The sequence below is a fragment of the Kitasatospora sp. NPDC096204 genome (assembly GCF_044763205.1).
Classification (GTDB): Bacteria; Actinomycetota; Actinomycetes; order Streptomycetales; family Streptomycetaceae; genus Kitasatospora.
This window is the reverse complement of record NZ_JBIWFT010000012.1, coordinates 73,106-96,407: the sequence shown is the minus strand read 5'-3', so window position 1 is coordinate 96,407 and position 23,302 is coordinate 73,106. Positions and strand designations below refer to the sequence as shown.

Genomic DNA, 23,302 nt, shown 5'->3' with positions numbered 1-23,302 from the left:
AAGACCGGCCGGCGCGGTCCGGCCCAGAATCGGCGCCATGAACGTCCACCCGATGCACCCGTTCCTCGCCCGCGCCGCCTCCCTCGCGGCCGGTGTCGCCGCCGCCGTCCCGGCCGACCGGCCGCTGGACGCACCGACGCCCTGCACGGAGTTCGACACCCGTGCGCTGATCAACCACTGGGTGCTCTACACCTCGCACGGCCTGGAGCACCGGGCCCGGCGGATCGAGCTGCCCGAGGAGCTGGGCTCGCGGGACTTCACCGCCGACGCCGACTGGCGCTCCGCCTACGCGGCCCAGCTGGAGCGCGCGGTCGCGGCGTGGGCGGACCCGGCCGCCTGGGAGGGGGACGTCGACCTCGGCGGCTCCCCGGTGCCGGCGGTCGGGATCGCCCGGATGCTGCTCCTGGAGCTGCTGCTGCACGGCTGGGACGTGGCCAGGGCGACCGGCGGGCGGATCGCGGTCGACGAGGAACTCGCCCTGCTGACCGGGGAGATCGTGGCGGAGAACGCCGAGCTGTACCGCCGGTACGCGGGCTTCGCCGAGTCGGTGGCCCTGCCGCAGGACGCCTCCGCGTGGGACCGCGCGCTGGCCGCCTCGGGGCGCGATCCGCGCTGGAAGGCCTGAGCCGCGACACCGGGCCCGCCCGTCGGCACTGCCGGCGGGCGGGCCCGGTGCGCGTGGGGGTGGGGCGTGTGGAGATGGGGCGTGTGGAGGTGGGGCGGGTTCCGTCAGGGAAGGGTGCCCGCGAGCTCACGCGAAGCTGAGCGCCGCCCGCAACCTGGCCACCAACAGCCGTACGGCCGGGGAGGGTTGGTCGTGACGGACGACCAGGCCGAGCCTGGCGCGGGTGGCGGCGTCGACCAGCGGGACGGCCCGCAGCCCGGCGCCCCCGGCGGAGGAGGCGCTGAGGACGGCCACGCCCGCGCCGCGCTCGGCGAGCCTGAGCAGCGCGACCGGGGAGCTGGCCTCGATGTCCACCCGCGGGTCCAGGCCGAGCAGGCGGCAGGAGTCCCGGTAGGCGGCGCGGATGCCGGTGCCCGGGGAGAGACAGAGGATCTTCTCGCCCCGCAGGTCGGCCAGTCGGAGCCGCGCCCGGTCGAGGGGGTGCCCGGCGGGCACGACGGCGGCGATCGGCTCGTCGACGGCGACGGTGGCCTCCAGCCCCGGGGAGACCTCGCCCGCGTAACCGATCAGGGCCAGGTCGAGGGAGCCCGCCAGGACCTGCGCCTGGAGGTCCTCGGAGTGCCCCTCGTGCAGGCTGAGTTCGATGCCGGGATGGCTGCGGCCGAGGTCGGCGACGGCGTCCAGGAACGGCGGGATCGAGCAGCCCGTGATCATGCCGAGCCGGACCCGGCCACGGACGGCGTCGGCGAACTCGGCGGCGGTGTGCCGGATGGCGTCGAGGGTGGCCAGGGCGTTCTTCGCCAGCGGGAGGACCGCCACCCCGGCCGGGGTGAGCCGCACCTGCCGGCCGGCCCGGTCGAGCAGCTGCTGGCCCAGTTCGCGCTCCAGCTTGGCCACCTGGGTGCTGATGCCGGACTGGCTCACGTGCAGCCGGGCCGCGGCCGCGGTGAAGGTGCCCTCGTCGACCACGGCGGCGAAGTAGCGCAGCTGGTGCATCTCCATGACAGCCGACGATATTCGACGGGACCCATAACTCGAAGAGATGGACACCATCCGATTCATCTGTTGGACGGATGGATGCGGGGCTCGGAGGATGGAGACATGACGACGAACACCGCGCGTGAGCTTGCCGAGACCTACTTCGCCGCCTGGGAGGCGGGCGACTTCGTGACCGTCCGGGGCCTGCTGGCCGACGACGTCGACTTCGTCGGCGCGCTGGGGACGGCCTCCGGAGTGGAGGAGGCGCTGGCCGGCCTGAAGGGGCTCGGGCAGGTGCTGGAGAAGATCGACGTGAAGGTCCGGGTGGCCGAGGGCGACGAGGTGATCACCTGGTTCGAACTGTGCACGAGCATCGCGCCGCCGGCGCCGACCGCGAACTGGATGCACGTCGAGGACGGGAGGATCACCCGGATCCGGGTCACCTTCGACCCGCGCGGACTGCTGGCCGGCTTCGGCGGCTGAGACGACTCACCCGAGCGGTCATCCCCCGCGGGCGACGCACGGTGGGGCGCGCTGCCACTGGAGTGAAGGACCCAACCGTTCCACTCCCCCTTCGGGAGCCCCACCACAGCGCATCGCGCTGTTCGGCGGCGAGCTGACCGCCTCGCCCTACCGCTCGGGCTTCCGGGTCACCGCCACCCTGCCGCTCTCGCCGCCGCCCGGCGCGAGGGGCTGACCGCCCCCGGGAACGGGACGGCCCGGCGGGGGCTACGGCGTTTCCCGCTTCTCCACGTACCTGGTGGTGAAGCCGAGGACCGCCACGTACCGCCCCTCGGCCGGCCTGGTGACCTCGCTCGGCCGCACGGGCTGCCAGGTCAGGTACTCGGACCGCTGCCCCTCGTCGTTCCGGTAGCGCCGGCTGCCGTACTTCTCGTACCAGTAGTCCTCGCCGGAGGTCAGGCGTTCGGGCCCCGGCGGCCGGGCGACGCTCACGACCAGCTCCGTCCGCACCGCCTCGTCCGTCGCCGCCTCGAACTCCACGGACGGGGTGATCGGCCTGGCCGCCGCTTCCTGCGCCTCCTCCGGGGCCGGGTCGGCGGGCGGCAGGCGGTCGTACTCGTCGGCCGCGACCAGGCCCTTCCACCGCTGCGAGCTCCGCCAGCCCTGGCCGTCCAGGTAGCCGTCCAGATCGGCCAGCCGGGCGCGGACGTCGGCCCCGTCGAAGGCCAGGTACACGTTCACGGTCCGCTCGCAGGCCGTCGGCAGCCACTTGCCCCGGATCCAGAGGTCGCCGCGGTAGTCGGTCCGGCACACGTCGACCGTGGACCGCCCCAACCCCTGGGCCCACGGCAGCAGTTCCGGCAGCCGGTCGATCCGGTCCGCCATCCGCTCCTCGGCCGCCCGGCGGGCCTCGGCGGTGTCCGCGGCCCGCGCCAGGCCCGGGACGTCCGGCGGGGCCGGAATGGCCGTGGCGCGGTAGAGCCGCCACCCCGCCCAGCTGCCGAACACGGCTGCCGCCCCGAGGACCGCGACCAGCACCCACCTCAGCCAGAACCGAACCACACCCACCCCCGGCGTCCGCCCACCCCCCACTCGGGCATCGTACGGGCGCGAACGCGCGCGCGGACGGGCGGTGCCGCCGGAAGCTGTCCCGCACGGGAAGTCGGCGGATCCGACTTCCCGTGCGGGACAACGGTGTTCAGGACCTCAGGGCCGCAGAATCTCAGGGCCTCAGAGCCTCAGAGCCTCAAGCCGCGGAAGCGGGGCCCTCACGCGCCCGGACCGGAACCGGCGCCCGAGCCGGAGCGGATCGGCTCACCCGTCCGGTGCAGGTGGGCGAAGATCTCCCGGTAGGAGCGGAACAGGCCCGTCTCGTAGTACGGGACGCCCTTCTCGGCGCAGAACTCCCTGGTGATCCGGGCCGCCCGCCCGAGGGCCGGGGTCGGCATGCTGGGGAACAGGTGGTGCTCCACCTGGTAGTTGAGGCCGCCCATCACCGAGTCGACGACCGGCCCGCCCCGGACGTTGCGCGAGGTGAGCACCTGGCGGCGCAGGAAGTCGAGCCTCATCCCGGGCGTCACCATCAGCATCCCCTTGTGGTTCGGGGCGAAGACGGAGCCCAGGTAGACGCCGAGCAGCGCCTGGTGCACGGCGAGGAAGGCGACCGCCTTGCCCGCCGGGAGCGCCGCGAACACCAGGCCGAGGTAGCCGGCGAAGTGGACCACCAGCAGCACGCCCTCCAGCACCGGGCGCTTCATCACGGGGCTGCGCAGCGCCCGGAAGCTGTTGAAGCTGAGGTTGAGGCCCTCCAGCAGGAGCAGCGGGACGAACAGGTACGCCTGCCGGCGGCCGATGAACCGGGCGAGGCCGCTCGCCTGCCGGGCCTGCCGCCCGGACCACACCAGGAGATCGGGGGCGACGTCCGGGTCCCGCTCCTCGTGGTTCGGGTTGGCGTGGTGGCGGGTGTGCTTGTTCATCCACCAGCCGTAGCTCATGCCCATCAGCAGGTTGGCGGCGATCCGGCCGCCGATCTCGCTCGGCACCCGCCGATCGAAGACCTGACGGTGCGCCAGGTCGTGGGAGAGCAGACCGATCTGGGCGAAGACGACGGCCATCGCCGCCGCCAGACCGAGCTGCCACCAGGTGTCGCCCAGCGCGAACAGGGCGCACCAGCCGCCGAGGAAGGCGGCGAGCACCAGGCCCGCGCGGACGGCGTAGTAGCCGGGGCGGCGGTCGAGCAGGCCCTCGGCGGCTATCCGGCGGGTCAACTCGGCGAAGTCGCTGCCGCCGCTCCCCGGCCGCGGGGCGGCGCGGGCGTCGGGCGCTCCAGGTACTTCGCGGACTTCGCGGACTTCGGGTGCTTCGGGTGCTTCGGGCGTCATCACGGGCTGCGCGGGCATGCCCAGAGTCTGGCCGTGACCGGCCGGCCCGCAGAACGGGGAAAGCACCCGTCCCGTACGGGTGTTAACCCCCTGCCCGCACGGGGTGCCAGCCCGCCGCGCCGCTCCGATGGCGGCCCGGCGGCCGGGCTGATCCGGCCTCCCGGTAATCGGCGGCGGCCGGACACGCCGGTCGTTCACGGGAAGTTCCCGCGCGCCGGCCGGGGACATCGGGCTCCCAGGGAAGCCTCCTGCATGACGGCCGCTCGATCAGAGCGGCCGCAGCACAGCACGGAGCCCCCCTCGTGCTCCCCTTCCCGCGCTTCGCCGCGCTCGCCGGCACGGCGATGCCCCTCGCCGCGCCGGTCGGCCCGGCGCCCACTGCCGTCGCCGGCGCCGCCGACACCAGGCCGTCCTGCGGCGCCGGGGACGGCCGGTTCCGGCTCGTCCAGCTGCTCTCGGGCGTCAAGGCGCTCCCCCTGAACCGAGACCCGCGGGCCTCGCCCCCTACAGCACGTCCCCCGGCCCGCCCAGGGCGGCGCGGACCAGGCGGATGACGGCCCCGGTGGCCACCGTCAGGTCGCCGGTGCCGCCCGACGTCCCCTCCTCCGCCTGCGCGATCTCCGCCTCCGTCGCCAGCGCGTCGTAGGTCTCGAAGGCGGTGAGGACGAACAGCAGGCTCGCCGCGTCCGGCGGGGCGGCGGACAGGCGGCCGACCAGGACGGCGGCTCCCTGGCGGCGGCGGGCGTCACGGTCGGCGATGACCCGGCCCACCTCCTCGTCGAGCGCGGCGAGCGCCCGAAGGCGGCGGGTGCAGACCCGGTCGAACGCCCAGAAGCCGCCCATCACCTCGACGAAGCGGTCCACCGCCGCCCAGGGGTCGGCCAGGGTGAAGGCCTCGGCGAGCCGGGCCATGCCGCCCTGCTCGGCGAGGGCGTCGCAGACCGCCTCCAGCAGGCCCGCCTTGGAGCCGAACTGGTAGTAGACGGTCGCCCGGGCGACGTCCGCGCGGCGGGCGACCGCGTCCAACGAGACCCCGCCGGTCTCGGCCAGGTGCGCGCGGGCGGCCGCGACGATCCGGGCGCGGGTCTCGTCGACCTCCGCCTGCCGCTGTCCCATCCGGTAGGACCGGGGGCTCATCCCGCTCGCCTCCACTCGTTCCGCGTGAACTGGCAGTATCGCCGATCGGTTCACCCGGACCGGGCCGCGCCCGCATCCGACCCGGCCGCCCCGGCGTCGGGTACGGCGCCCGCACCGGAGCCCGCACCGGAGCCCGCACCGACGCCCGGCCCGGCCGCACCGGGCGCCCGGCGGGACGGCCCCGCGGCTCAGAGCATGATCCTCCCGCCGCTGACGTCCAGGGTCTGCCCGGTGATCCAGGAGGACGCGTCGGAGGCCAGGAAGAGCGCGGCCGAGGCGATGTCCACCGGCTCGCCGAGCCGGCCCAGCGGGTGCGCGGCGGCGACCGCGGCCTGCACCTCGGGCGGCATCCGCGCGGCGGTCCGCTCGGTGCGGACGGCACCCGGCGCGACGGCGTTGACCCGTACGCCCTCGTCGGCGACCTCCAGCGCGAGGTGCCGGGTGAACATCAGCACCCCCGCCTTGGCCGTGGCGTACGCCGCGGAGGATCCGCCGGGCAGCCGGCCCGCCGTGGAGGCCATGGTGACGATCGAGCCGCCGCCGCGGACCAACAGGCCGGGCAGGAAGGCCCGGACGGTGAGGAAGGTGGCGGTGAGGTTGCCGTCCAGCACGGCCCGCCAGTGCTCCTCGGTCTCGTGGACGGTCGACACCGGGTAGCCGTCACCGCCGGCGAAGGCGGCCAGGACGGAGACCGGGCCGAGGTCCCGGCCGATCCTGGCGGCGGCGGAGCCGAGCGCCGCCGCGTCCGTGCAGTCGGCGACCAGCCCGAGTGCCCGGGCCCCCTCCGCCCGCAGCTCTTCGGCCACCGCCGTCAGCGCCGCCTCGTCGCGGCCGAGGACGGCGACGGCCGCGCCCTGCCGGGCGAAGGCGCGGGCGGTCTCCGCACCGATGCCACGGCTGCCGCCGGTGATCACGACCACCCGGCCGTCCAGATCGGGGTACTGAGCCTGTCGAACTCCCATGTCCCATCGCTCCTTTGGGCTTGCGCTCGGGATGTGCTGTGGTTCACTTGATTTCATTCATACAGCCCGTCTGAATGAATGACAACCACCGCCGGACCGGGGCCCGAGCCCAGGCCCGAGCCGAGCCCGAACCCCGAGCCCGAACCCCCGAGTCCCGGGCATCCCCAGGAGGAACCGATGAGGATCGCAGTCGTGGGAGCCACCGGGCGCACCGGCCGCCTGGTGGTCGACCTCGCGCTGGCCGCCGGACACACCGTGACCGCCGTCGCCCGCGACCCCGCCCGGCTGCCGGCCTTCCCGCACGGCACCCCGCTCACCGCACGGGCCGACGTCGGCCGGCCGGGCTCCCTGCACGGCCCGCTGAACGGCCAGGACGCCGTCGTCGCCACCCTCGGCACCACCGGTCGCCGGGCCACCTCCGTCTTCTCCGACGGCGCCCGCGAGCTGACCGCGGCGCTGCGGGACGGCGGCGCCGGACACCTGGTGACGATGAGCTCGGCGGGCCTGGACACCAGCCGGCTCCCGTTCGCCCAGCGGATGGTGGCCACGCTGGTGGTCGACCGGCTGTACCGGGAGATCCACCACGACCTCGCCCGGATGGAGTCAGTGCTCGCCGGGTCCGACACCGCCTGGACGGTGGTCCGGGTGCCGATGCTCAAGGACGGCCCGCCGGCCCCGGGCCCCCAGGTCTCGTACGACCGGCCGCTCCCCCGCGCCGGCACCGTCACCCGCGCCACCGTCGCCCGGTGGATCGTCGGCCACCTCGGCGACCCGGAGACCTTCCGCCGCCTCGTCCACCTCGCCGACGACTGACCCGGCCGCCGACTGGAGCATCACGGCGTCGGCTCAGGCTCCGACCGGCCTGGGAGGACCGCCGCTACGGCCCCGGCTCAGCCCTCCTGCGGCGGGCGGCGGCGCATGGCGAGCAGCAGCAGGACCACCGCCGACAGCACGGCGGACACCCGCAGCACGGTCGGGGCCGACGACCAGCTGATCTCGCCCAGCGGCGAGCCCGTCTGGAGGCCGCCGCCCTGTCCCCCGCCCTGCTTGGCCCGCTGCATGGAGTAGAGGGTGGTCGCGCTCATCGTGATCAGCGGAATGCCGAGGATCACGAACTTGCGCATCAGCTCGGAGATCCGGCGGGACAGGTACCCGAGGCCCCAGCCGGCCAGCATCGCCGGGAAGAACCCGGAGACCGCCCCGCCCACCAGCAGGAGGCAGGACAGCAGGATCAGCGGGGAGGGCTTGCGGGCGGACGCGTCCTTCTCCGCCACCTTGCCCTTGTCCTTGCCCCTGCCCCTGGCCTTGCGCCCGGCCTTCCCGGCCGGGGCCTGGGGCGGCACGGGGGGAGCGGCGGGGGCCGGGGCCGGCCTGAACAGGCCCCGGCGCGGCTTCTTCTTCAGGTCCGCGGGCTTCGCCGGCTCCGCCGCGGGCGCGGCCGCTGCCGCCTCCTCCTCGGCCGTGCGCTGCTCGGGGATCGGCTTCGGCCCGGGCCGCGGCCCGTCCGAGAAGTCGAAGAGCGTCATCGTCCACGGGCCGGTGCTCGACACCGTCGGCGGCGGGATCGCGTCCGACCGCTCCTCGACGGCGGCCAGGTCCGGCAGGTCCAGCGGCACCGACGGGATACCGGCCGCGCTCGGCGCCGGCGGGTCGTACACGCTGTCGGGGTCACGCTCCGGGGCGGGGGCGGACGGTGCCTCCGGGGCGGCGCCGGGCGCGGTCTCGCCCGGGCCGGCGTCCGGACCGGCCGCCGGACGGTCGGCCGAACCGCCGCCGGAACGCTCGCTCCACGGCCCGCTCTTGCGCCACCACTCGCCGTCCGTCACACCGACCACCCCGCCTCGCCCGTACCGGCCGCCACCGAACCGCCCTCGGCGTGACGCTACCCACCCCGCCCCCGCCCGCGCGAGTCCGTCCGCGCCCCCGGCGGTGCGTCGGAGGTACGGCGGCCGAGGGACACCGCGCCGTCCTCTCGCCCGACTAACCTAGGTCGAATGACCACACAGCAGGGCCCTCAACGCCGGGGCAGGTCCGCCACCGGCCCGCGCACCCTCGCCGAGGAGCTGCGCTCCCGTCCCGACGACGCGCTCGCCGCCCTGCTCCGCTCCCGCCCCGACCTGCTGAACCCCGTCCCCGGGGACCTCACCCAGCTGTCCGCCCGGCTCTCCTCGCGCGCCTCCGCACTGCGCGCCCTGGAGCGGCTCGACCGCTTCACCCTCCAGGTCGCCGAGGCGCTGGCCACCGCCCCGGACGGCACCTCGCTGAGCACCGTCCGCACCCTGCTGACCGGCCCGGCGAAGGTCAAGCCGCACCCCGGCGCGACCCCGCTCACCCCGGCCGACCGGTCCGCCGTCGCCACCGCCCTGCCGCGCGCGATCGCCACCCTGCGCGACCGGGCGCTGCTCTGGGGCCCGGACAACGGGCTGCGGCTGGTCCTCGCCGTCCGCGAGGCGCTCGCCCCGACCGCCACCAACCCGGGCCGCACCGGACTCGGCCCCACCCTCGCCGACGCCACCGTCGGCATGTCCCCGGCCCGGCTGCAGCAGCTGCTCGCCTCGGCCGGGCAGCCCGCCACCCCGGACCCGGTCAGCGCCATCGCCGCGCTCACCGCGCTGCTCACCGACCGCACCCGCTGCGCCGCACTGCTCGCCACCGCACCCGAGGCCTCGCTGCGGCTGCTGGAACGGCTGGTCTGGGGCCCGCCCACCGGCACCGTCCCGGACGCCACCCGCCCGGTCACCGCCGAGGACGCCCAGAGCCCGGTCGAATGGCTGCTCGCCCGCGGCCTGCTGCTGCCCACCAGCCCCGGCAGCGTCGTCCTGCCCCGCGAACTCGCACTGCACCTGCGCGGCGGCCGCACCCACCGCACCGTCGAACCGGTCCAGCCCGAGCCGGCGCCCGCCGCCGCCCCGCGCGACCCCCGGGCCGTGGACGGCGCCGCGGCCGGCCAGGCGCACACCGCGGTCAAGACCGTCGAGGAACTGCTGGACGGCTGGGGCCTCACCCCGCCGCCGACCCTGCGCGCCGGCGGCCTCGGCGTCCGCGACCTCAAGCGCACCGCCCAGGCCCTGGAGAACACCGAGCAGCAGACCGCCTTCTGGCTCGAACTCGCCTACACCGCTGGGCTGCTGGCCCCCGACGGCGAGGTGGACGAACACTGGGCCCCCACCCCGGGGTACGACGCCTGGCTGCACCTGGACACCGCCGAGCGCTGGTCCGTACTGGCCACCGCGTGGCTCGCCGCCACCCGCGTCCCCTCCCTCACCGGCACCCCGGACGGCCGGGGCAAGCCGCGCGCCGCCCTCGGCCCCGAACTCGACCGCACCCTCGCCCCGTCCGTCCGCCGCGCCGCCCTCGCCCTGCTCGCCGAACTCCCGCCCGGCACCCCGGCCACCGCCGAGGAACTGCTCCCCACCCTGCGCTGGCAGCGCCCGCTGCGCGGCGGCCCCACCGGCCCGGACGGCCGCGAACTGCGCGACGAGCTCACCGCCTGGACCCTCGACGAGGCCGAACTCCTCGGCATCACCGGCCGCGGCGCCCTGGCCGCCCCCGCCCGCGCGCTGCTCACCGCCGAGTCCGACCCGGCCGAGGTGCTCGCCCCGCTGCTCCCGCAGCCGCTGGACCACGTGATCCTCCAGCCGGACCTCACCGCGATCGCCCCCGGCCCGCTGCTCACCCCGCTCGCCCAGGCCCTCGCCCTGTGCGCCGACATCGAGTCCAAGGGCGGCGCCACCGTCTACCGCTTCACCCCGGCCTCGGTCCGCCGCGCCCTCGACGCCGGCCGCACCGCCACCGACCTGCGGACCTTCCTGGAGCAGCACAGCCGCACACCCGTCCCGCAGCCGCTCGCCTACCTGATCGACGACGTCGCCCGCCGGCACGGCATCCTGCGGGTCGGCGCCGCCTCCTCCTACCTGCGCTGCGACGACCCGTCACTGCTCGGCGAAGTGCTCGCCGACCGCCGCTCCGCCGACCTGCGGCTCCGGCTGCTCGCCCCCACCGTCCTCGCCGCCCAGGCCGCCCCGGACGTCCTGCTCGCCGCCCTGCGCGCCATGGGCTACGCCCCGGCCGCCGAGTCCGCCGAAGGCGACGTGCTGATCACCCGCCCGGACAGCCACCGCACCCCGCCCCGGACCGCCCCCGTGCCCGTCCCCGACGGGCCACCCACCCCCGACGACACCCTGCTCGCGGCCGCCATCAAGGCCATCCGGGCCGGCGACCGCGCCGCCACCGCCACCCGCCGCGAGCCCACCTCCGACCCGCGCCACCTCCCCCGCACCGCCGCCGCAGAGACCCTGGCCGCCCTCCAGACGGCCGTCCTGCTCGGCGAACGCATGTGGATCGGCTACCTCAACGCCGAGGGCATCGCCAGCCAGCGGATCATCGACCCGGTCAAGGTCGAAGGCGGCTTCGTCACCGCCTTCGACCACCACGCCGACGAACTCCGCACCTTCGCCCTGCACCGCATCACCGGCGTCGCGGAACTCGACGAGTGACCCCGGGGCGCTCAGTGCCCCTGCTGCGCCTCCTTCATCTTCTCCTGGACGGCCTGGTCCGCCAGGCTGCCGATCTGCCCCTGCCCGACCGGCATCGCACCCCCGGTGACGGTGTCCGCCAACAGGAACCCGGGCGCCGCGAGCAGCCCGCCGGGCCCCTCCCCGATGCCCGCGAGGGCATGCGCCGAACCGGCCGAGGACGCGGTGGCCGCGAAGGCCGAGCCCATCAGGGCGAGGGCGGTGAGAACACGCTTCGACTTCTTCATGGCCCGCTCAACGAGCGAGCACGCACCGTGGTCACTCCGAGCGGCCTCCCACGCAACCCCCGCGATGCGCGACACTGGAGGGTCTGCGTCAATCCACCCTGTCAGCCAGTGGAGGGCTCCCCCGCGTGAACGACGGACCGCTCATCGTCCAGAGCGACAAGACTCTGCTCCTGGAGATCGACCACCCCAAGGCCGCCGACTGCCGTCGCGCCATCGCGCCGTTCGCCGAGTTGGAGCGGGCGCCCGAGCACGTGCACACATATCGGGTGACGCCGCTCGGGCTGTGGAACGCGCGGGCGGCCGGGCACGACGCCGAGCAGGTGGTGGACGCCCTGGTGACGTACTCGCGCTACCCGGTGCCGCACGCGCTGCTGGTGGACGTGGCGGACACCATGGGCCGGTACGGGCGGCTCCAGCTGGTCAAGCACCCGACCCACGGGCTGGTGCTCACCACTACCGACCGGCCGGTGCTGGAGGAGGTGCTGCGCTCCAAGAAGATCGTCCCGCTGGTCGGCGCCCGGGTCGACCCGGACACCGTGGTGGTCCACCCCTCCGAGCGCGGGCAGATCAAGCAGGTGCTGCTCAAGCTCGGCTGGCCCGCCGAGGACTTCGCCGGGTACGTCGACGGCGAGGCGCACCCGATCCACCTGGAGGAGGACGGCTGGCAGCTGCGCCCGTACCAGGCGCATGCCGTCGAGGGGTTCTGGCACGGCGGCTCGGGCGTGGTCGTGCTGCCCTGCGGCGCCGGCAAGACGCTGGTCGGCGCGGCGGCGATGGCGCACGCCAAGTCGACCACGCTGATCCTGGTCACCAACACCGTCTCGGCCCGCCAGTGGAAGCACGAGCTGGTCAAGCGCACCTCGCTCACCGAGGACGAGATCGGCGAGTACAGCGGGACGCGGAAGGAGATCCGCCCGGTCACGATCGCCACCTACCAGGTGATGACGACCAAGCGGAAGGGCGTCTACGCCCACCTGGAGCTGTTCGACGCCCGCAACTGGGGCCTGGTGGTCTACGACGAGGTGCACCTGCTGCCCGCGCCGGTGTTCAAGTTCACCGCCGACCTCCAGGCCCGCCGCCGGCTCGGCCTGACCGCCACGCTGGTGCGCGAGGACGGCCGCGAGGGCGACGTGTTCAGCCTGATCGGCCCCAAGCGCTTCGACGCGCCGTGGAAGGAGATCGAGGCGCAGGGCTACATCGCCCCGGCCGACTGCTGCGAGGTGCGGGTCACCCTGACCGACTCCGAGCGGCTCGCCTACGCGACCGCCGAGCCGGAGGAGCGCTACCGCTTCTGCGCCACCACGGCGACCAAGCGGCGGGTGGTGGAGGCGCTGGTCAGGAAGCACGAGAAGGACCAGACGCTGATCATCGGCCAGTACATCGACCAGCTGGACGAGCTCGGCGAGGCCCTGGACGCCCCGGTGATCAAGGGCGAGACCAGCAACGCCCAGCGCGAGAAGCTCTTCGACGCCTTCCGGAACAAGGAGATCGGCGTCCTGGTGGTCTCCAAGGTCGCGAACTTCTCGATCGACCTGCCCGAGGCCACCGTCGCCATCCAGGTCTCCGGGACCTTCGGCTCCCGCCAGGAGGAGGCCCAGCGCCTCGGCCGGGTGCTGCGTCCCAAGGCGGACGGCCACGCGGCGCACTTCTACTCGGTGGTCGCCCGGGACACCGTGGACCAGGACTTCGCCGCCCACCGGCAGCGCTTCCTGGCCGAGCAGGGCTACGCGTACCGGATCATCGACGCGGACGACGTGCTGTAGGGCGCGTCAGTACCGGACACCGTCGCGCCCGAGGAAGATCACGCGCGCGGCGGTGTCCAGGGCGATGCCGACGTTGCGGACGGCGGCGCTGAGCGGGTTGCGGTGACGCCCGGAGACGGCGGTGGCGCCGGACGGGCCGGATCGGGGGGTTCGGTTCGTGGTGCTCATGTCTTCAACGGTAGGCACCCGGACGGCCGTCGGCATCACTCCAAAGGCCGTATCCGCAGGTGCGCGGGTCGTCCTGCGGATGTAGGGCGGACCCCGGGACCGGGGTAGGGCGAACCCCGAGGCCCTCACGGCCGGAACCCCGGGAGGGGCACGGCTGGAACCCCGGGGCGGACGGGTCTAAGATCGTCCGTCTGCCCCCTCCCGAACCGTGGTACCTGCTGAAGTCCCGCAGGCAGCCGGGGGAGGTGCCGACCGCACGGCAACCGGTCGGCGTGCCCACCGTGAGCTCCTACGATCCGCTGCACCCGCCACCGGGGCAGCCGGGAAGGTTCGCTGTGCCCGCCACCCCCACCACCGACCCCCTCCAGCGCGAACGCGACCACCTGGCCGCGTCCCGGGCCGCGCTGCGCGCCATGCGCGCGGACGTCGAGTCGCTCGACATCCGCGACGTGACCGGCAGCTGGGTCACCACCCTCGTCCTGCAGAACCAGATCGAGGCCAGGATCGCCGCACTGGCCGACCTCTCGCACACCCCGCTGTTCTTCGGCCGCCTCGACTACCTCCACGCGATCAGCGAGGAACTGTCCGAGGGCAGCGGCGGGGAGAGCTTCTACATCGGCCGCCGGCACGTCCACGACGCCGACGGCGACCCGATGGTGATCGACTGGCGCGCGCCGGTCTCCCAGCCGTTCTACCGGGCCAGCCGCACCGAGCCGATGGACGTCGAGCGCCGCCGCCGCTTCGGCTACACCGGCGGCGAGCTCACCGCCTACGAGGACGAGCACCTCACCGACCCGGCCGAGACGGAGCAGACCTCCGCCCTGCTGGCCGCCGAGATCGAGAAGCCCCGCGTCGGCCCGATGCGCGACATCGTCGCCACCATCCAGCCCGAGCAGGACGAGATCGTCCGCTCCGACATCACGGGCACCATCTGCGTCCAGGGGGCGCCCGGCACCGGGAAGACCGCCGTCGGCCTGCACCGCGTCGCGTACCTGCTGTACGCGCACCGCGAGCGGCTGGCCCGTACCGGCACCCTGGTGATCGGGCCGAACAACGCCTTCCTCTCCTACATCGAGCAGGTGCTCCCGGCCCTCGGCGAGCTGGACGTCGCCCAGGCCACCGTGCAGCAGCTGGTCGGGCACGTCGAGGTGAGGGGCGAGGACACCCCGGAGGCGGCCCGGCTGAAGGGTGACGCCCGGATGGCCGAGGTGCTGCGCCGGGCCGTGCGCTCGGGCATCTCACTGCCCACCGAGCCCTGCGTGGTGGTCCGCGGCTCCCGCCGCTGGCGCGTGCCGGTGTCCGAACTGGTCGAGATCATCGAGGAGTTGAAGGGCCGCGAGGTCCGTTACGGCGCCTCCAGGGACGCCCTGCCGCAGCGCATCGCGCACGCCGTGCTGCTGAAGATGGAGCAGGGCGGCGAGGCCCCGGACGACCGGGTGCAGGACGCGGTGGCCCGCAACAGCGCCGTCAAGGCGGTGGTCAAGGAGTGCTGGCCGGCCGTCGACCCGGCGAAGCTGGTCCTGCGGCTGCTCTCCGAGCCGGAGTTCCTGGCCGAGTGCGCCGAGGGCGTGCTGACGCCCGAGGAGCAGCTGGCGGTGCTGTGGCCCAAGCCCGGCCGCTCGGTGAAGACGGCCCGCTGGACGGCGGCCGACGCCGTCCTGGTGGACGAGGCGACCGACCTGGTGCAGCGCACCCCCTCGCTCGGGCACGTGGTCCTGGACGAGGCCCAGGACCTCTCCCCGATGCAGTACCGCGCGGTCGGCCGCCGCTGCACCACCGGCTCGGCGACCGTCCTCGGCGACCTCGCCCAGGGCACCACCCCGTGGGCGACGGCGAGTTGGCCGGAGGCGCTGCGCCACCTGGGCAAGCCGGAGGCGCACATCGAGGAGCTGACCAAGGGCTTCCGGGTGCCGGAGGAGGTCATCGCGTACGCCTCCCGGCTGCTCCCGGCGATCGCCCCCGGCCTGGCCCCGGCCTCCTCGGTCCGCGAGGCGCCCGGCTCGCTGACGATCCGTCCGATCCCGGACGGGGACGGCACGGAGGCGGTCCTCGCAGCCTGCCGGGAGGCACTGGAGCACGAGGGCTCGACCGGACTGATCGCCGCCGACGCCCGCATCCCGCGGTTCGCCGAGGCGCTCACCGCGGCCGGCCTGCCGTACCTCTCCCCCGGCACCGAGACCAGCGCGGAGGCCCGGCTCACCCTCGTCCCGGCCTCGCTGGCCAAGGGTCTGGAGTACGACTACGTGGTGCTGGACGAGCCGGCCGCGGTGATCGCCGGGGAGCCGGACGAGCGGACCGGACTGCGGCGGCTGTACGTGGCGCTGACCCGCGCCGTCTCCGGGCTGACGGTGCTGCACGGCGAGCCGCTGCCCGAGCAGTTGCGGTAGCGGCCCGGCCCGCCCGCAGGGGCCGGTCCTCGGGCCGGCCCCTGCGGGCCCGCGCTCAGGCGTCGATCAGCGCCCGCCACTCGGCGACCCTGGCCGCGTCCACCGGCGTCCGCCAGCCGTCGACCCGCACCGCGCCGCCGACGTGGAAGGCGTCGAAGCCCTCCGCCCGCAGCTCCTTCAGGTGCTCGGCCCGCAGGCCGCCGCCGATCAGGATCCGCTGCCGGTACCCGGGCTCGCCGGCCCGGGCCAGCTCGGCCGACAGCACCTCGCGCCCGGCGTCCACCCCGGCGGCCGCGCCGGAGGTGAGGAAGGTGTCCAGGCCGGGCAGCCCGCCGACGGCGGCCCGCAGGGCGGCCCGGTCGGTGCTGTGGTCGATCGCCCGGTGGAAGGTCCAGCGGCAGCCGGCGATCGCCTCGGCGACGGCGGTGGTGGCGGCCAGGTCGACGGCGCCGTCGGCGTCGAGGAAGCCGAGGACGAACTCCTCGGCACCCTCGGCCCGCAGCGCGGCGGCCCGGGCGCACAGCCCGTCCACGTCGCCGGGGGCGAAGCCGTCCCGGATCCGCAGCATGACCCGCAGCGGGATGCCGACGGCGGCCCGGATCCGGCCGAAGTCCTCGACGGACGGGGTGAGCCCGTCGGCGGCCATGTCGGTGACCAGTTCGAGCCGGTCGGCGCCGCCCGACTCGGCGGCCTGGGCGTCCTGGGGCGTCAGCGCGATGACTTCGAAAATTGGTCTAGACATATTCGACAGACTGCCACATCCGGCGGAGCCCGGCGACCCCCGGTGACTCCCGGGGGACCGATCCGGTCACGCCGGAACGGCCCCCGGAGCCGCCCGGTCCGGCCACCCCGCCCCACCGCCCCTCACACCGCCGCCGTCACGCCGCCCTGTGGACCGCCCCGTGGACCGCCCCGACCGTCTCCCGCCGCCCGGACCGGTGCACCACCACCGCCACCAGCACCAGCAGCGCCACCGTCGGCGCCGCCACCGGGAGCAGGTGCGAGAGCCCCCGGGACTCACGCCAGATGTTGAACAGGCAGCCCGGCCCGGTCAGCACCAGCACCGCCACCCCCGCGGCCGCCGGGGCCGCCCGCCCGCGCAGCCCGGCGAAGGTCAGCAGCAGCGGGACGACCAGCATCGCGACGACCCACGGCAGGTCCAGCGGGAAGGTGGTGTCGTCCCAGTTCTGGGCCGTCTCCAGCAGCCCGCCCACGACCGCCGACGCCGACACCAGCCCGCCGGTGCGCCAGGTCGACCGGGCCAGCAGGTCGGTCGGCGCCGCGGCCAGCAGCAGCGCGGCCAGCACCAGCGGCAGCGAGGCCATCCCGATGTAGCCACTCCACCACGCGTCGAAGGAGGAGACCCACACGGCCTCCACCAGCTCGTACAGCCCCACCGCGCCCAGGACCAGCGCACTGCCCCGCACCGCCGTCCACCGCCCGAGGAGCGCCGCCACCAGGAGCAGCGCGGCGGCCACCGGCCGGGAGAGCAGCTCGGCGTACGTGCCGTACGAGCCGTCCCAGGAGAGCCGGTTGGCGACCCGGTTCGCGGTGGCCACCCAGGCCACCAGCGTGGCGCCGGCCACCGCGCCGGCGAGCAGCGGCGCGACCAGCGCCAGCAGCCGCCCGGCCGGCGAGGCCCCGGTCAGCCCGAGCCGCACCCGCAGCCCGTACACCGCCAGGCCGAGGAGCTCCCGGGTGACCGCCAGGCGGCCACCCTCCGCCGTCGTGTCGGCGAACACCTCGGCCAGTTCATCGCCGCGCTCGCGACGGTACCCCTCCGGGTAGAACCGGAGCGCGGTCCGCAGCGCCACCGAGGGCCCCGCGCCGAACGCCGGTGCGCTCATGAGAGGCCTCCCCCCGCCGCGGGCCGCCCCTGCGACCCGGTCCCGCCCGGCAGCACCGACCGGAGCTTGGCCAGTCGGCGCTCGGCCTCGGTGGCGACCGCCCGCAGCCGCTCCGCCTCGGCGCCCAGCGCGTCCCGGCCGGCCCCGGTCAGCGCGTAGCTGCGCCGGGCCCGACCGTCCACCACCTCCTCGGCGGCGACCTCGATCAGCCCCTGGCCGAGCAGCCGGTCGAGCGCCCCGTAGAGCGTGCCGGTGCGCATCTTGACCCGGCCGTCCGAGATCGCGGCGACCTCCTGGATCAGCGCGTAACCGTGTCTGGGCGCATCGGCCAGGGCGGTGAGCAGCAGCAGCGTGGGCTCCTGCATGGAGCGTTCAGTCATACGACTACATATATCGCCAACCTACCTATAGGTCCAGCGTCGGGCCCGTCCGCCACAATGTGCCCATGCCGACCGAGGACCTGCTCACCGCCTGGACCGCCCTGCTGCACCGCTGCGGCGCCGCCGTCGACCCCGAGCCGTACGGCCGGGAGCTGCTGCGCCGTTGGTCGGAGCCGCAGCGCCGGTACCACACCGTCGCGCACCTGCGCGCGGTGCTGCGGCACGTCGACGAGCTGGCCGGGCACGCCGCCGACCCGGAGGCCGTCCGCCTCGCGGCCTGGTTCCACGACGCCGTCCACCGCCCCGACCGCACCGAGAACGAGGAGCGCAGCGCCGCCCTCGCCGTCCGCGCGCTGACCGCCGCCGGGCTGCCGGCCGAGCGGGTCGCCGAGGTCGAACGCCTCGTGCTGCTCACCGTCGGCCACGACCCCGCCCCTGGCGACCGCAACGGCGAGGTGCTCTGCGACGCGGACCTCGCCGTCCTCGGCGGCACCCCCGAGGCGTACGCGGCGTACGCGGCCGCCGTCCGCGAGGAGTACGGCTTCGTCCCCGCGCCGGACTTCGCGGCCGGCCGGGCCGCCGTACTGCGCCACCTGCTCGCACTGCCCGGGCTCTACCGCACGCCCGCACGCCCGCGCGCCCAGCGGCCGGCAGCCCCGCACGCGCCGCCCGTCAGCCGCGCCGCGCGCCCGCCCTAGGAGAGCTCCCCCACCGGAGCCACCACCGCGCCCTGCTTGCCGCACACCCAGTGCGGCTCCGGCCCCAACTCGGGCTCCACGCTCAGCGCGTGCGGATCCCCGTCGGCCGCGCAGCCGGTGCACAGCGGCCAGCGGCCGTACGCCTCCAGCAGCGCGTCCTGGATGTCCTGGGCGACCAGTCCGAGCACGTACTCGGTGCCGTCCGGCCACTGCTCCAGCCACCAGCGGCGGTGCGTCACGGCCTGTTCCACCAGCGAGACGACGGCGGCGTCCGCCACGTCCCGCGCGGTGAGGTCGGCCAGGATCAGTGCCCGCGCGTTGTGCAGGGCGGTCTCGATGTCGTCAGCAGCCATCCGTCCATCCTCTCCTCAACTCCCCCGAACGCCGAAACGCCGCGTGGGCGGCCCCCCGAAGGGAGCCGCCCACACGGACGGGGAACCAACCGATCCGATCGAAGCGATCAGGATCAGAAGTCCATGTCACCGCCCGGCATGCCGCCGCCGGCGGCCGCGGCGGCCTTCTCCGGCTTGTCGGCGATGACGGCCTCGGTGGTGAGGAACAGCGCCGCGATGGAGGCGGCGTTCTGCAGCGCGGAGCGGGTGACCTTGGCCGGGTCGATGATGCCCTCGGCGACCAGGTCGACGTACTCGTTGGTGGCGGCGTTCAGGCCGTGACCGGCGGGGAGGTTGCGCACCTTCTCCACCACGACGCCACCCTCCAGGCCGGCGTTGGTCGCGATCTGCTTGATCGGGGCCTCCAGCGCGACCTTGACGATGTTGGCACCAGTGGCCTCGTCGCCGTCCAGCTCCAGCTTGTCGAAGGCGACACCGGCCTGCAGCAGGGCGACGCCACCACCGGCGACGATGCCCTCCTCGACGGCGGCCTTGGCGTTGCGGACGGCGTCCTCGATGCGGTGCTTGCGCTCCTTGAGCTCCACCTCGGTGGCCGCGCCGGCCTTGATGACGGCCACGCCGCCGGCCAGCTTGGCGAGGCGCTCCTGGAGCTTCTCGCGGTCGTAGTCCGAGTCGCTGTTCTCGATCTCGGCGCGGATCTGGTTCACGCGGCCCGCGACCTGCTCGCTGTCGCCGCCACCGTCGACGATGGTGGTCTCGTCCTTGGTGATGACCACCTTGCGGGCGGTGCCCAGCAGGTCGATGCCGGCGCTCTCCAGCTTCAGGCCGACCTCCTCGGAGATGACGGTGCCACCGGTGAGGATGGCGATGTCGCCGAGCATGGCCTTGCGGCGGTCACCGAAGCCCGGGGCCTTGACGGCGACGGACTTGAAGGTGCCACGGATCTTGTTCACAACCAGGGTCGACAGGGCCTCGCCCTCGACGTCCTCGGCGATGATGACGAGCGGCTTGCCGCTCTGCATGACCTTCTCCAGCAGCGGGAGCAGGTCCTTGACCGAGCCGATCTTGGAGTTGGCGATGAGGATGTACGGGTCCTCGAACGTCGCCTCCATGCGCTCCAGGTCGGTGGCGAAGTAGGCGGAGATGTAGCCCTTGTCGAAGCGCATGCCCTCGGTGAGCTCGAGCTCCAGGCCGAAGGTGTTGCTCTCCTCGACGGTGATGACGCCTTCCTTGCCGACCTTGTCCATGGCCTCGGCGATCAGCTCGCCGATCTGGGTGTCGGCGGCGGAGATGGAGGCGGTGGAGGCGATCTGCTCCTTGGTCTCCACGTCCTTGGCCTGGGCCAGCAGCTGGTCGGAGACGGCCGCGACGGCCTTCTCGATGCCGCGCTTCAGGGCCATCGGGTTGGCGCCGGCGGCGACGTTGCGCAGACCCTCGCGAACCAGGGCCTGGGCGAGCACGGTGGCGGTGGTGGTGCCGTCACCCGCGACGTCGTCCGTCTTCTTGGCGACCTCCTTGACGAGCTCCGCACCGATCTTCTCGTACGGGTCCTCGAGCTCGATCTCCTTGGCGATGGAGACACCGTCGTTGGTGATCGTGGGGGCGCCCCACTTCTTCTCCAGCACGACGTTGCGACCCTTGGGGCCGAGCGTGACCTTCACTGCGTCGGCGAGCTGGTTCATGCCACGCTCAAGGCCGCGGCGAGCTTCCTCATCAAAGGCGATGATCTTGGCCATCAGAAGTGGTCCTCCGGGACACGGTCGACTGCTCGGACCAAGGGGTGCCCGCGACGGACGGCCCTGGTGCGCGGAGGTCCATTCCCCTGCCGCTCCCGGGGGCCTCACCGACCCGGTCCGCTGTCACTCTCACACTGTGAGTGCTAACGCCAATGATTAGCACTCCGGGTGGTCGAGTGCAAGCCCAATCGGCAATCCGCGAGCCGCCGCGGGAGCCGCCCGGGAACGCCGACGGGCCCGTGCGACACACGTCGCACGGGCCCGTCGAGAAGCGAGAGGTCACCAGCCGTGGGGCCGCGCCGAGCTCCTGGGGTCGGAAGAGGTCAGACCGCCGCGCGGACCATGTCCGCCTGCGGGCCCTTCTGTCCCTGGGAGATCTCGAACTCGACCCGCTGGCCCTCCTCGAGGGTGCGGTAGCCGTCCATCTGGATCGCGCTGTAGTGGACGAAGACGTCCGCACCACCGTCGACCGCGATGAAGCCGTAGCCCTTCTCCGCGTTGAACCACTTGACGGTGCCCTGAGCCATTCCGAACTCCCCTAGTGCTGTGCTGGCCCTTCACGCGCCCGCAGGTCGCGGGCCCGGATTGGTTGAAGGCCGGCCCGGGGAACCCCCCCTGGGCGCAGCCGTGCACGCCGCAGCCCTCCGCACAGGACGCCAGGCGGCTTCCGGCGAGCGGGTGATTGCGTCGACCGCCGCTGAATGTATCCGGATCGACGCCCTCTGCAACAGGGCCAACCGCCGGTAATTCCGACATGGCGTCAGGGGACAGGACGGACCGAATCGGGATGTTCTCGGCATTTCACGCCGGACATAGCGGACGAATTACCCAAATGCCTGCGGGAATTCTGACATCCGCCTGACAGGTTTCACGAGCCGGTCTCATCGGCCGGACGCCCCGGGCCGAGCACTGCGGGGCCGAAAGGGAAACTCTGTTCCCAGCCGAGCGACACTCTACTCCGACTCGACCCGGAAATATTCCCGCAGGAATGCGAGCGGTCGCCCGCGCATACGGACAGTGGAATTCCGTACGCGCGGGCGACCGCGGGTTCTCCTGCGGGCTCAGCAGCCGCCGGCCACCGCCGGGATGATCGAGATGCTGGCGCCGTCCCCGATCTCGGTCGCCAGGCCCTCGGCGAAGCGCACGTCGTCGTCGTTCACGTACACGTTCACGAAGCGGCGCAGCTTGCCCGTGTCGTCCAGGATGCGGGCCGAGATGCCCGCGTGGTTCTTCTCCAGGTCGGCGACGACCTCGGCCAGGGTGGCGCCCTCGGCGGTCACCTCTGCGGCGCCGGAGGTGTAGGTGCGCAGGATGGTGGGGATGCGGACGTTGGCGCTCATGACTTCTCCTTGCGGGGGGCGGGTGGTTCAGGCGGACACGAGGCCGGCGGCGCGGAACGAGTCCAGCGTCGGGCGGATGACGGCGGTCATCCCGGCGTCGGAGACGGCGTCCAGGGTCTTCAGGCCGTCGCCGGTGTTGATCGCGACGGTCTCCTTCGACGGGTCCAGCTGCCCGGTCTCGACCAGCTTCTTCAGCACGCCGACGGTCACCCCGCCCGCGGTCTCGGCGAAGATCCCCTCGGTCCGCGCCAGCAGCCGGATCGCCGCCACGACCTCGGCGTCCGTGACGTCCTCCACCGCGCCACCGGTGCGGCGGGCGATGTCCAGCACGTACGGGCCGTCGGCCGGGTTGCCGATCGCCAGCGACTTGGCGATGGTGTCCGGCTTGACCGGCTTGATCACGTCCCGGCCGGCCTTGAACGCGGCCGACACCGGCGAGCAGCCCTCGGCCTGGGCGCCGAAGATCCGGTACGGCCGGTCCTCGACCAGCCCCAGCTTGATCAGCTCCTGGAGACCCTTGTCGATCTTCGTCAGCTGGGAGCCCGAGGCGATCGGGATCACGATCTGCTCCGGCAGCCGCCAGCCGAGCTGCTCGCAGATCTCGTACGCCAGCGTCTTGGAGCCCTCGCCGTAGTACGGCCGGAGGTTCACGTTGACGAAGCCCCAGCCCTCGCCGGCCGGGTCGCCGATCAGCTCCGAGCAGAAGCGGTTCACGTCGTCGTAGTTGCCCTCGATGCCGACCAGCTCACCGCCGTACACCCCGGCCATGACGACCTTGCCCTGCTCCAGGTCGTGCGGGATGAACACGCAGGACCGGAACCCGGCCCGGGCCGCCGCCGCCCCCACCGCGCCGGCCAGGTTGCCGGTGGAGGAGCAGGACAGCGTGGTGTAGCCGAACGCCCGGGCCGCCTCGATCGCACACGCGACCACCCGGTCCTTGAAGGAGTGCGTCGGGTTCCCGGAGTCGTCCTTGACGTGCAGCTGGGCGGTGAACCCGAGCTCCCGGCCCAGGTTGTCCGCCTTCACCAGCGGGGTCCACCCCGGGTTCAGGTTCGGCTTCGAGGCCACGTCGGCCGGAACGGGCAGCAGCGGCGCGTACCGCCAGATGGACGCCGGACCGGCCTCGATCCGCTTGCGCAGCTCCTCGGCGCCCTCGCTGCCGAACTCGTAGGCGATCTCCAGCGGGCCGAAGCACTCCAGGCAGGCGAAGCTGGGGCCGAGCGGGAAGCGGGTGCCGCACTCGCGACAGGACAGCGCGGCGGCGGGGCCGAGGTCGACGGAAACGGGTGCGGCGGTGTCGATAGCCATGATGGCGAGGCCTCT

At 74.1% G+C, this 23,302-nt stretch carries 23 protein-coding genes; 7 read left to right on the top strand and 16 right to left on the bottom strand.

Features of this window, described 5'->3' with window-relative positions:
* The first annotated feature begins 37 nt into the window (after positions 1-37).
* Positions 38-625: a TIGR03086 family metal-binding protein gene (locus tag ACIQ87_RS15650; protein WP_402406266.1), complete on the top strand. Its 588-nt coding sequence runs from the start codon at positions 38-40 to the stop codon at positions 623-625.
* 126 nt (positions 626-751) lie between these two features.
* Here the strand turns inward: ACIQ87_RS15650 and ACIQ87_RS15645 are convergent, their stop codons facing one another.
* Positions 752-1,627 carry a LysR family transcriptional regulator gene (locus ACIQ87_RS15645; protein ID WP_402406263.1) on the bottom strand — a complete coding sequence of 292 codons (876 nt, stop codon included), beginning with the start codon at positions 1,625-1,627 and terminating at the stop codon, positions 752-754.
* A 99-nt stretch (positions 1,628-1,726) separates the two neighbouring features.
* Here ACIQ87_RS15645 and ACIQ87_RS15640 point away from each other — a divergent pair, with 99 nt between their 5' ends.
* Positions 1,727-2,086, top strand: coding sequence for a nuclear transport factor 2 family protein (locus tag ACIQ87_RS15640; RefSeq protein WP_402406260.1), 360 nt, complete (start codon positions 1,727-1,729; stop codon positions 2,084-2,086).
* Between the two features lie 246 nt (positions 2,087-2,332).
* Here the strand turns inward: ACIQ87_RS15640 and ACIQ87_RS15635 are convergent, their stop codons facing one another.
* The 4 genes from ACIQ87_RS15635 to ACIQ87_RS15620 form a co-directional block, all read right to left on the bottom strand.
* Complete coding sequence (locus tag ACIQ87_RS15635; RefSeq protein WP_402406258.1) at positions 2,333-3,133, bottom strand: hypothetical protein; 801 nt, start codon at positions 3,131-3,133, stop codon at positions 2,333-2,335.
* A 200-nt stretch (positions 3,134-3,333) separates the two neighbouring features.
* A complete protein-coding gene (locus ACIQ87_RS15630; protein WP_402406255.1) occupies positions 3,334-4,464 on the bottom strand; it encodes a fatty acid desaturase family protein in 1,131 nt (376 codons plus the stop codon).
* Positions 4,465-4,950: 486 nt separating this feature from the next.
* Entirely contained in the window at positions 4,951-5,583 is a 633-nt protein-coding gene (locus tag ACIQ87_RS15625; protein WP_402406253.1) for a TetR/AcrR family transcriptional regulator, read from the bottom strand.
* Between the two features lie 188 nt (positions 5,584-5,771).
* A complete protein-coding gene (locus tag ACIQ87_RS15620; protein WP_402406251.1) occupies positions 5,772-6,545 on the bottom strand; it encodes an SDR family NAD(P)-dependent oxidoreductase in 774 nt (257 codons plus the stop codon).
* Positions 6,546-6,722: 177 nt separating this feature from the next.
* Between ACIQ87_RS15620 and ACIQ87_RS15615 the strand changes: the two genes are divergently transcribed.
* Positions 6,723-7,358 carry an NAD(P)-dependent oxidoreductase gene (locus tag ACIQ87_RS15615; protein WP_402406248.1) on the top strand — a complete coding sequence of 212 codons (636 nt, stop codon included), beginning with the start codon at positions 6,723-6,725 and terminating at the stop codon, positions 7,356-7,358.
* A gap of 77 nt (positions 7,359-7,435) precedes the next feature.
* On the opposite strand, the gene ACIQ87_RS15610 is transcribed toward ACIQ87_RS15615, so the two are convergent.
* Positions 7,436-8,371, bottom strand: a complete 936-nt coding sequence (locus ACIQ87_RS15610) for a hypothetical protein (protein ID WP_402406246.1) — start codon at positions 8,369-8,371, stop codon at positions 7,436-7,438.
* A gap of 168 nt (positions 8,372-8,539) precedes the next feature.
* On the opposite strand from ACIQ87_RS15610, the gene ACIQ87_RS15605 reads away from it, so the two are divergent.
* On the top strand, positions 8,540-11,041 hold the full coding sequence (locus ACIQ87_RS15605; protein ID WP_402406244.1) for a helicase-associated domain-containing protein: 2,502 nt from the start codon (positions 8,540-8,542) through the stop codon (positions 11,039-11,041).
* A gap of 11 nt (positions 11,042-11,052) precedes the next feature.
* On the opposite strand, the gene ACIQ87_RS15600 is transcribed toward ACIQ87_RS15605, so the two are convergent.
* Positions 11,053-11,307 carry a hypothetical protein gene (locus tag ACIQ87_RS15600; RefSeq protein ID WP_402406242.1) on the bottom strand — a complete coding sequence of 85 codons (255 nt, stop codon included), beginning with the start codon at positions 11,305-11,307 and terminating at the stop codon, positions 11,053-11,055.
* A 125-nt stretch (positions 11,308-11,432) separates the two neighbouring features.
* On the opposite strand from ACIQ87_RS15600, the gene ACIQ87_RS15595 reads away from it, so the two are divergent.
* Positions 11,433-13,070 carry a DNA repair helicase XPB gene (locus ACIQ87_RS15595; protein WP_402406240.1) on the top strand — a complete coding sequence of 546 codons (1,638 nt, stop codon included), beginning with the start codon at positions 11,433-11,435 and terminating at the stop codon, positions 13,068-13,070.
* A gap of 6 nt (positions 13,071-13,076) precedes the next feature.
* Here the strand turns inward: ACIQ87_RS15595 and ACIQ87_RS15590 are convergent, their stop codons facing one another.
* Positions 13,077-13,238: a hypothetical protein gene (locus ACIQ87_RS15590; RefSeq protein WP_402406238.1), complete on the bottom strand. Its 162-nt coding sequence runs from the start codon at positions 13,236-13,238 to the stop codon at positions 13,077-13,079.
* Positions 13,239-13,573: 335 nt separating this feature from the next.
* Between ACIQ87_RS15590 and ACIQ87_RS15585 the strand changes: the two genes are divergently transcribed.
* Positions 13,574-15,625: a HelD family protein gene (locus tag ACIQ87_RS15585; protein ID WP_402406235.1), complete on the top strand. Its 2,052-nt coding sequence runs from the start codon at positions 13,574-13,576 to the stop codon at positions 15,623-15,625.
* Between the two features lie 55 nt (positions 15,626-15,680).
* On the opposite strand, the gene ACIQ87_RS15580 is transcribed toward ACIQ87_RS15585, so the two are convergent.
* The 3 genes from ACIQ87_RS15580 to ACIQ87_RS15570 form a co-directional block, all read right to left on the bottom strand.
* Positions 15,681-16,367 (bottom strand): copper homeostasis protein CutC, encoded by a 687-nt coding sequence (locus ACIQ87_RS15580; RefSeq protein WP_402406233.1) that lies wholly within the window; start codon positions 16,365-16,367, stop codon positions 15,681-15,683.
* 136 nt (positions 16,368-16,503) lie between these two features.
* On the bottom strand, positions 16,504-17,472 hold the full coding sequence (locus ACIQ87_RS15575) for a hypothetical protein (protein ID WP_402406230.1): 969 nt from the start codon (positions 17,470-17,472) through the stop codon (positions 16,504-16,506).
* Positions 17,469-17,852, bottom strand: a complete 384-nt coding sequence (locus ACIQ87_RS15570; protein WP_402406228.1) for a PadR family transcriptional regulator — start codon at positions 17,850-17,852, stop codon at positions 17,469-17,471. The genes ACIQ87_RS15575 and ACIQ87_RS15570 overlap by 4 nt, the downstream gene beginning before the upstream one ends.
* A 65-nt stretch (positions 17,853-17,917) precedes the next feature.
* Between ACIQ87_RS15570 and ACIQ87_RS15565 the strand changes: the two genes are divergently transcribed.
* A complete protein-coding gene (locus tag ACIQ87_RS15565; protein WP_402406225.1) occupies positions 17,918-18,550 on the top strand; it encodes a hypothetical protein in 633 nt (210 codons plus the stop codon).
* Here ACIQ87_RS15565 and ACIQ87_RS15560 read toward each other — a convergent pair.
* From ACIQ87_RS15560 to thrC, 5 genes are all read right to left on the bottom strand, one after another.
* A complete protein-coding gene (locus ACIQ87_RS15560; RefSeq protein WP_402406222.1) occupies positions 18,547-18,903 on the bottom strand; it encodes a hypothetical protein in 357 nt (118 codons plus the stop codon). The two genes, ACIQ87_RS15565 and ACIQ87_RS15560, sit on opposite strands and share 4 nt — an antisense overlap.
* Before the next feature lie 113 nt (positions 18,904-19,016).
* Positions 19,017-20,639 carry a chaperonin GroEL gene (gene groL, locus ACIQ87_RS15555; RefSeq protein WP_316526858.1) on the bottom strand — a complete coding sequence of 541 codons (1,623 nt, stop codon included), beginning with the start codon at positions 20,637-20,639 and terminating at the stop codon, positions 19,017-19,019.
* A gap of 323 nt (positions 20,640-20,962) precedes the next feature.
* Positions 20,963-21,166, bottom strand: coding sequence for a cold-shock protein (locus ACIQ87_RS15550; protein ID WP_030289665.1), 204 nt, complete (start codon positions 21,164-21,166; stop codon positions 20,963-20,965).
* Between the two features lie 534 nt (positions 21,167-21,700).
* Complete coding sequence (locus tag ACIQ87_RS15545; RefSeq protein ID WP_392882536.1) at positions 21,701-21,979, bottom strand: MoaD/ThiS family protein; 279 nt, start codon at positions 21,977-21,979, stop codon at positions 21,701-21,703.
* Positions 21,980-22,006: 27 nt separating this feature from the next.
* Positions 22,007-23,287, bottom strand: a complete 1,281-nt coding sequence (gene thrC, locus ACIQ87_RS15540; protein WP_402406220.1) for a threonine synthase — start codon at positions 23,285-23,287, stop codon at positions 22,007-22,009.
* Positions 23,288-23,302: the final 15 nt, after the last annotated feature.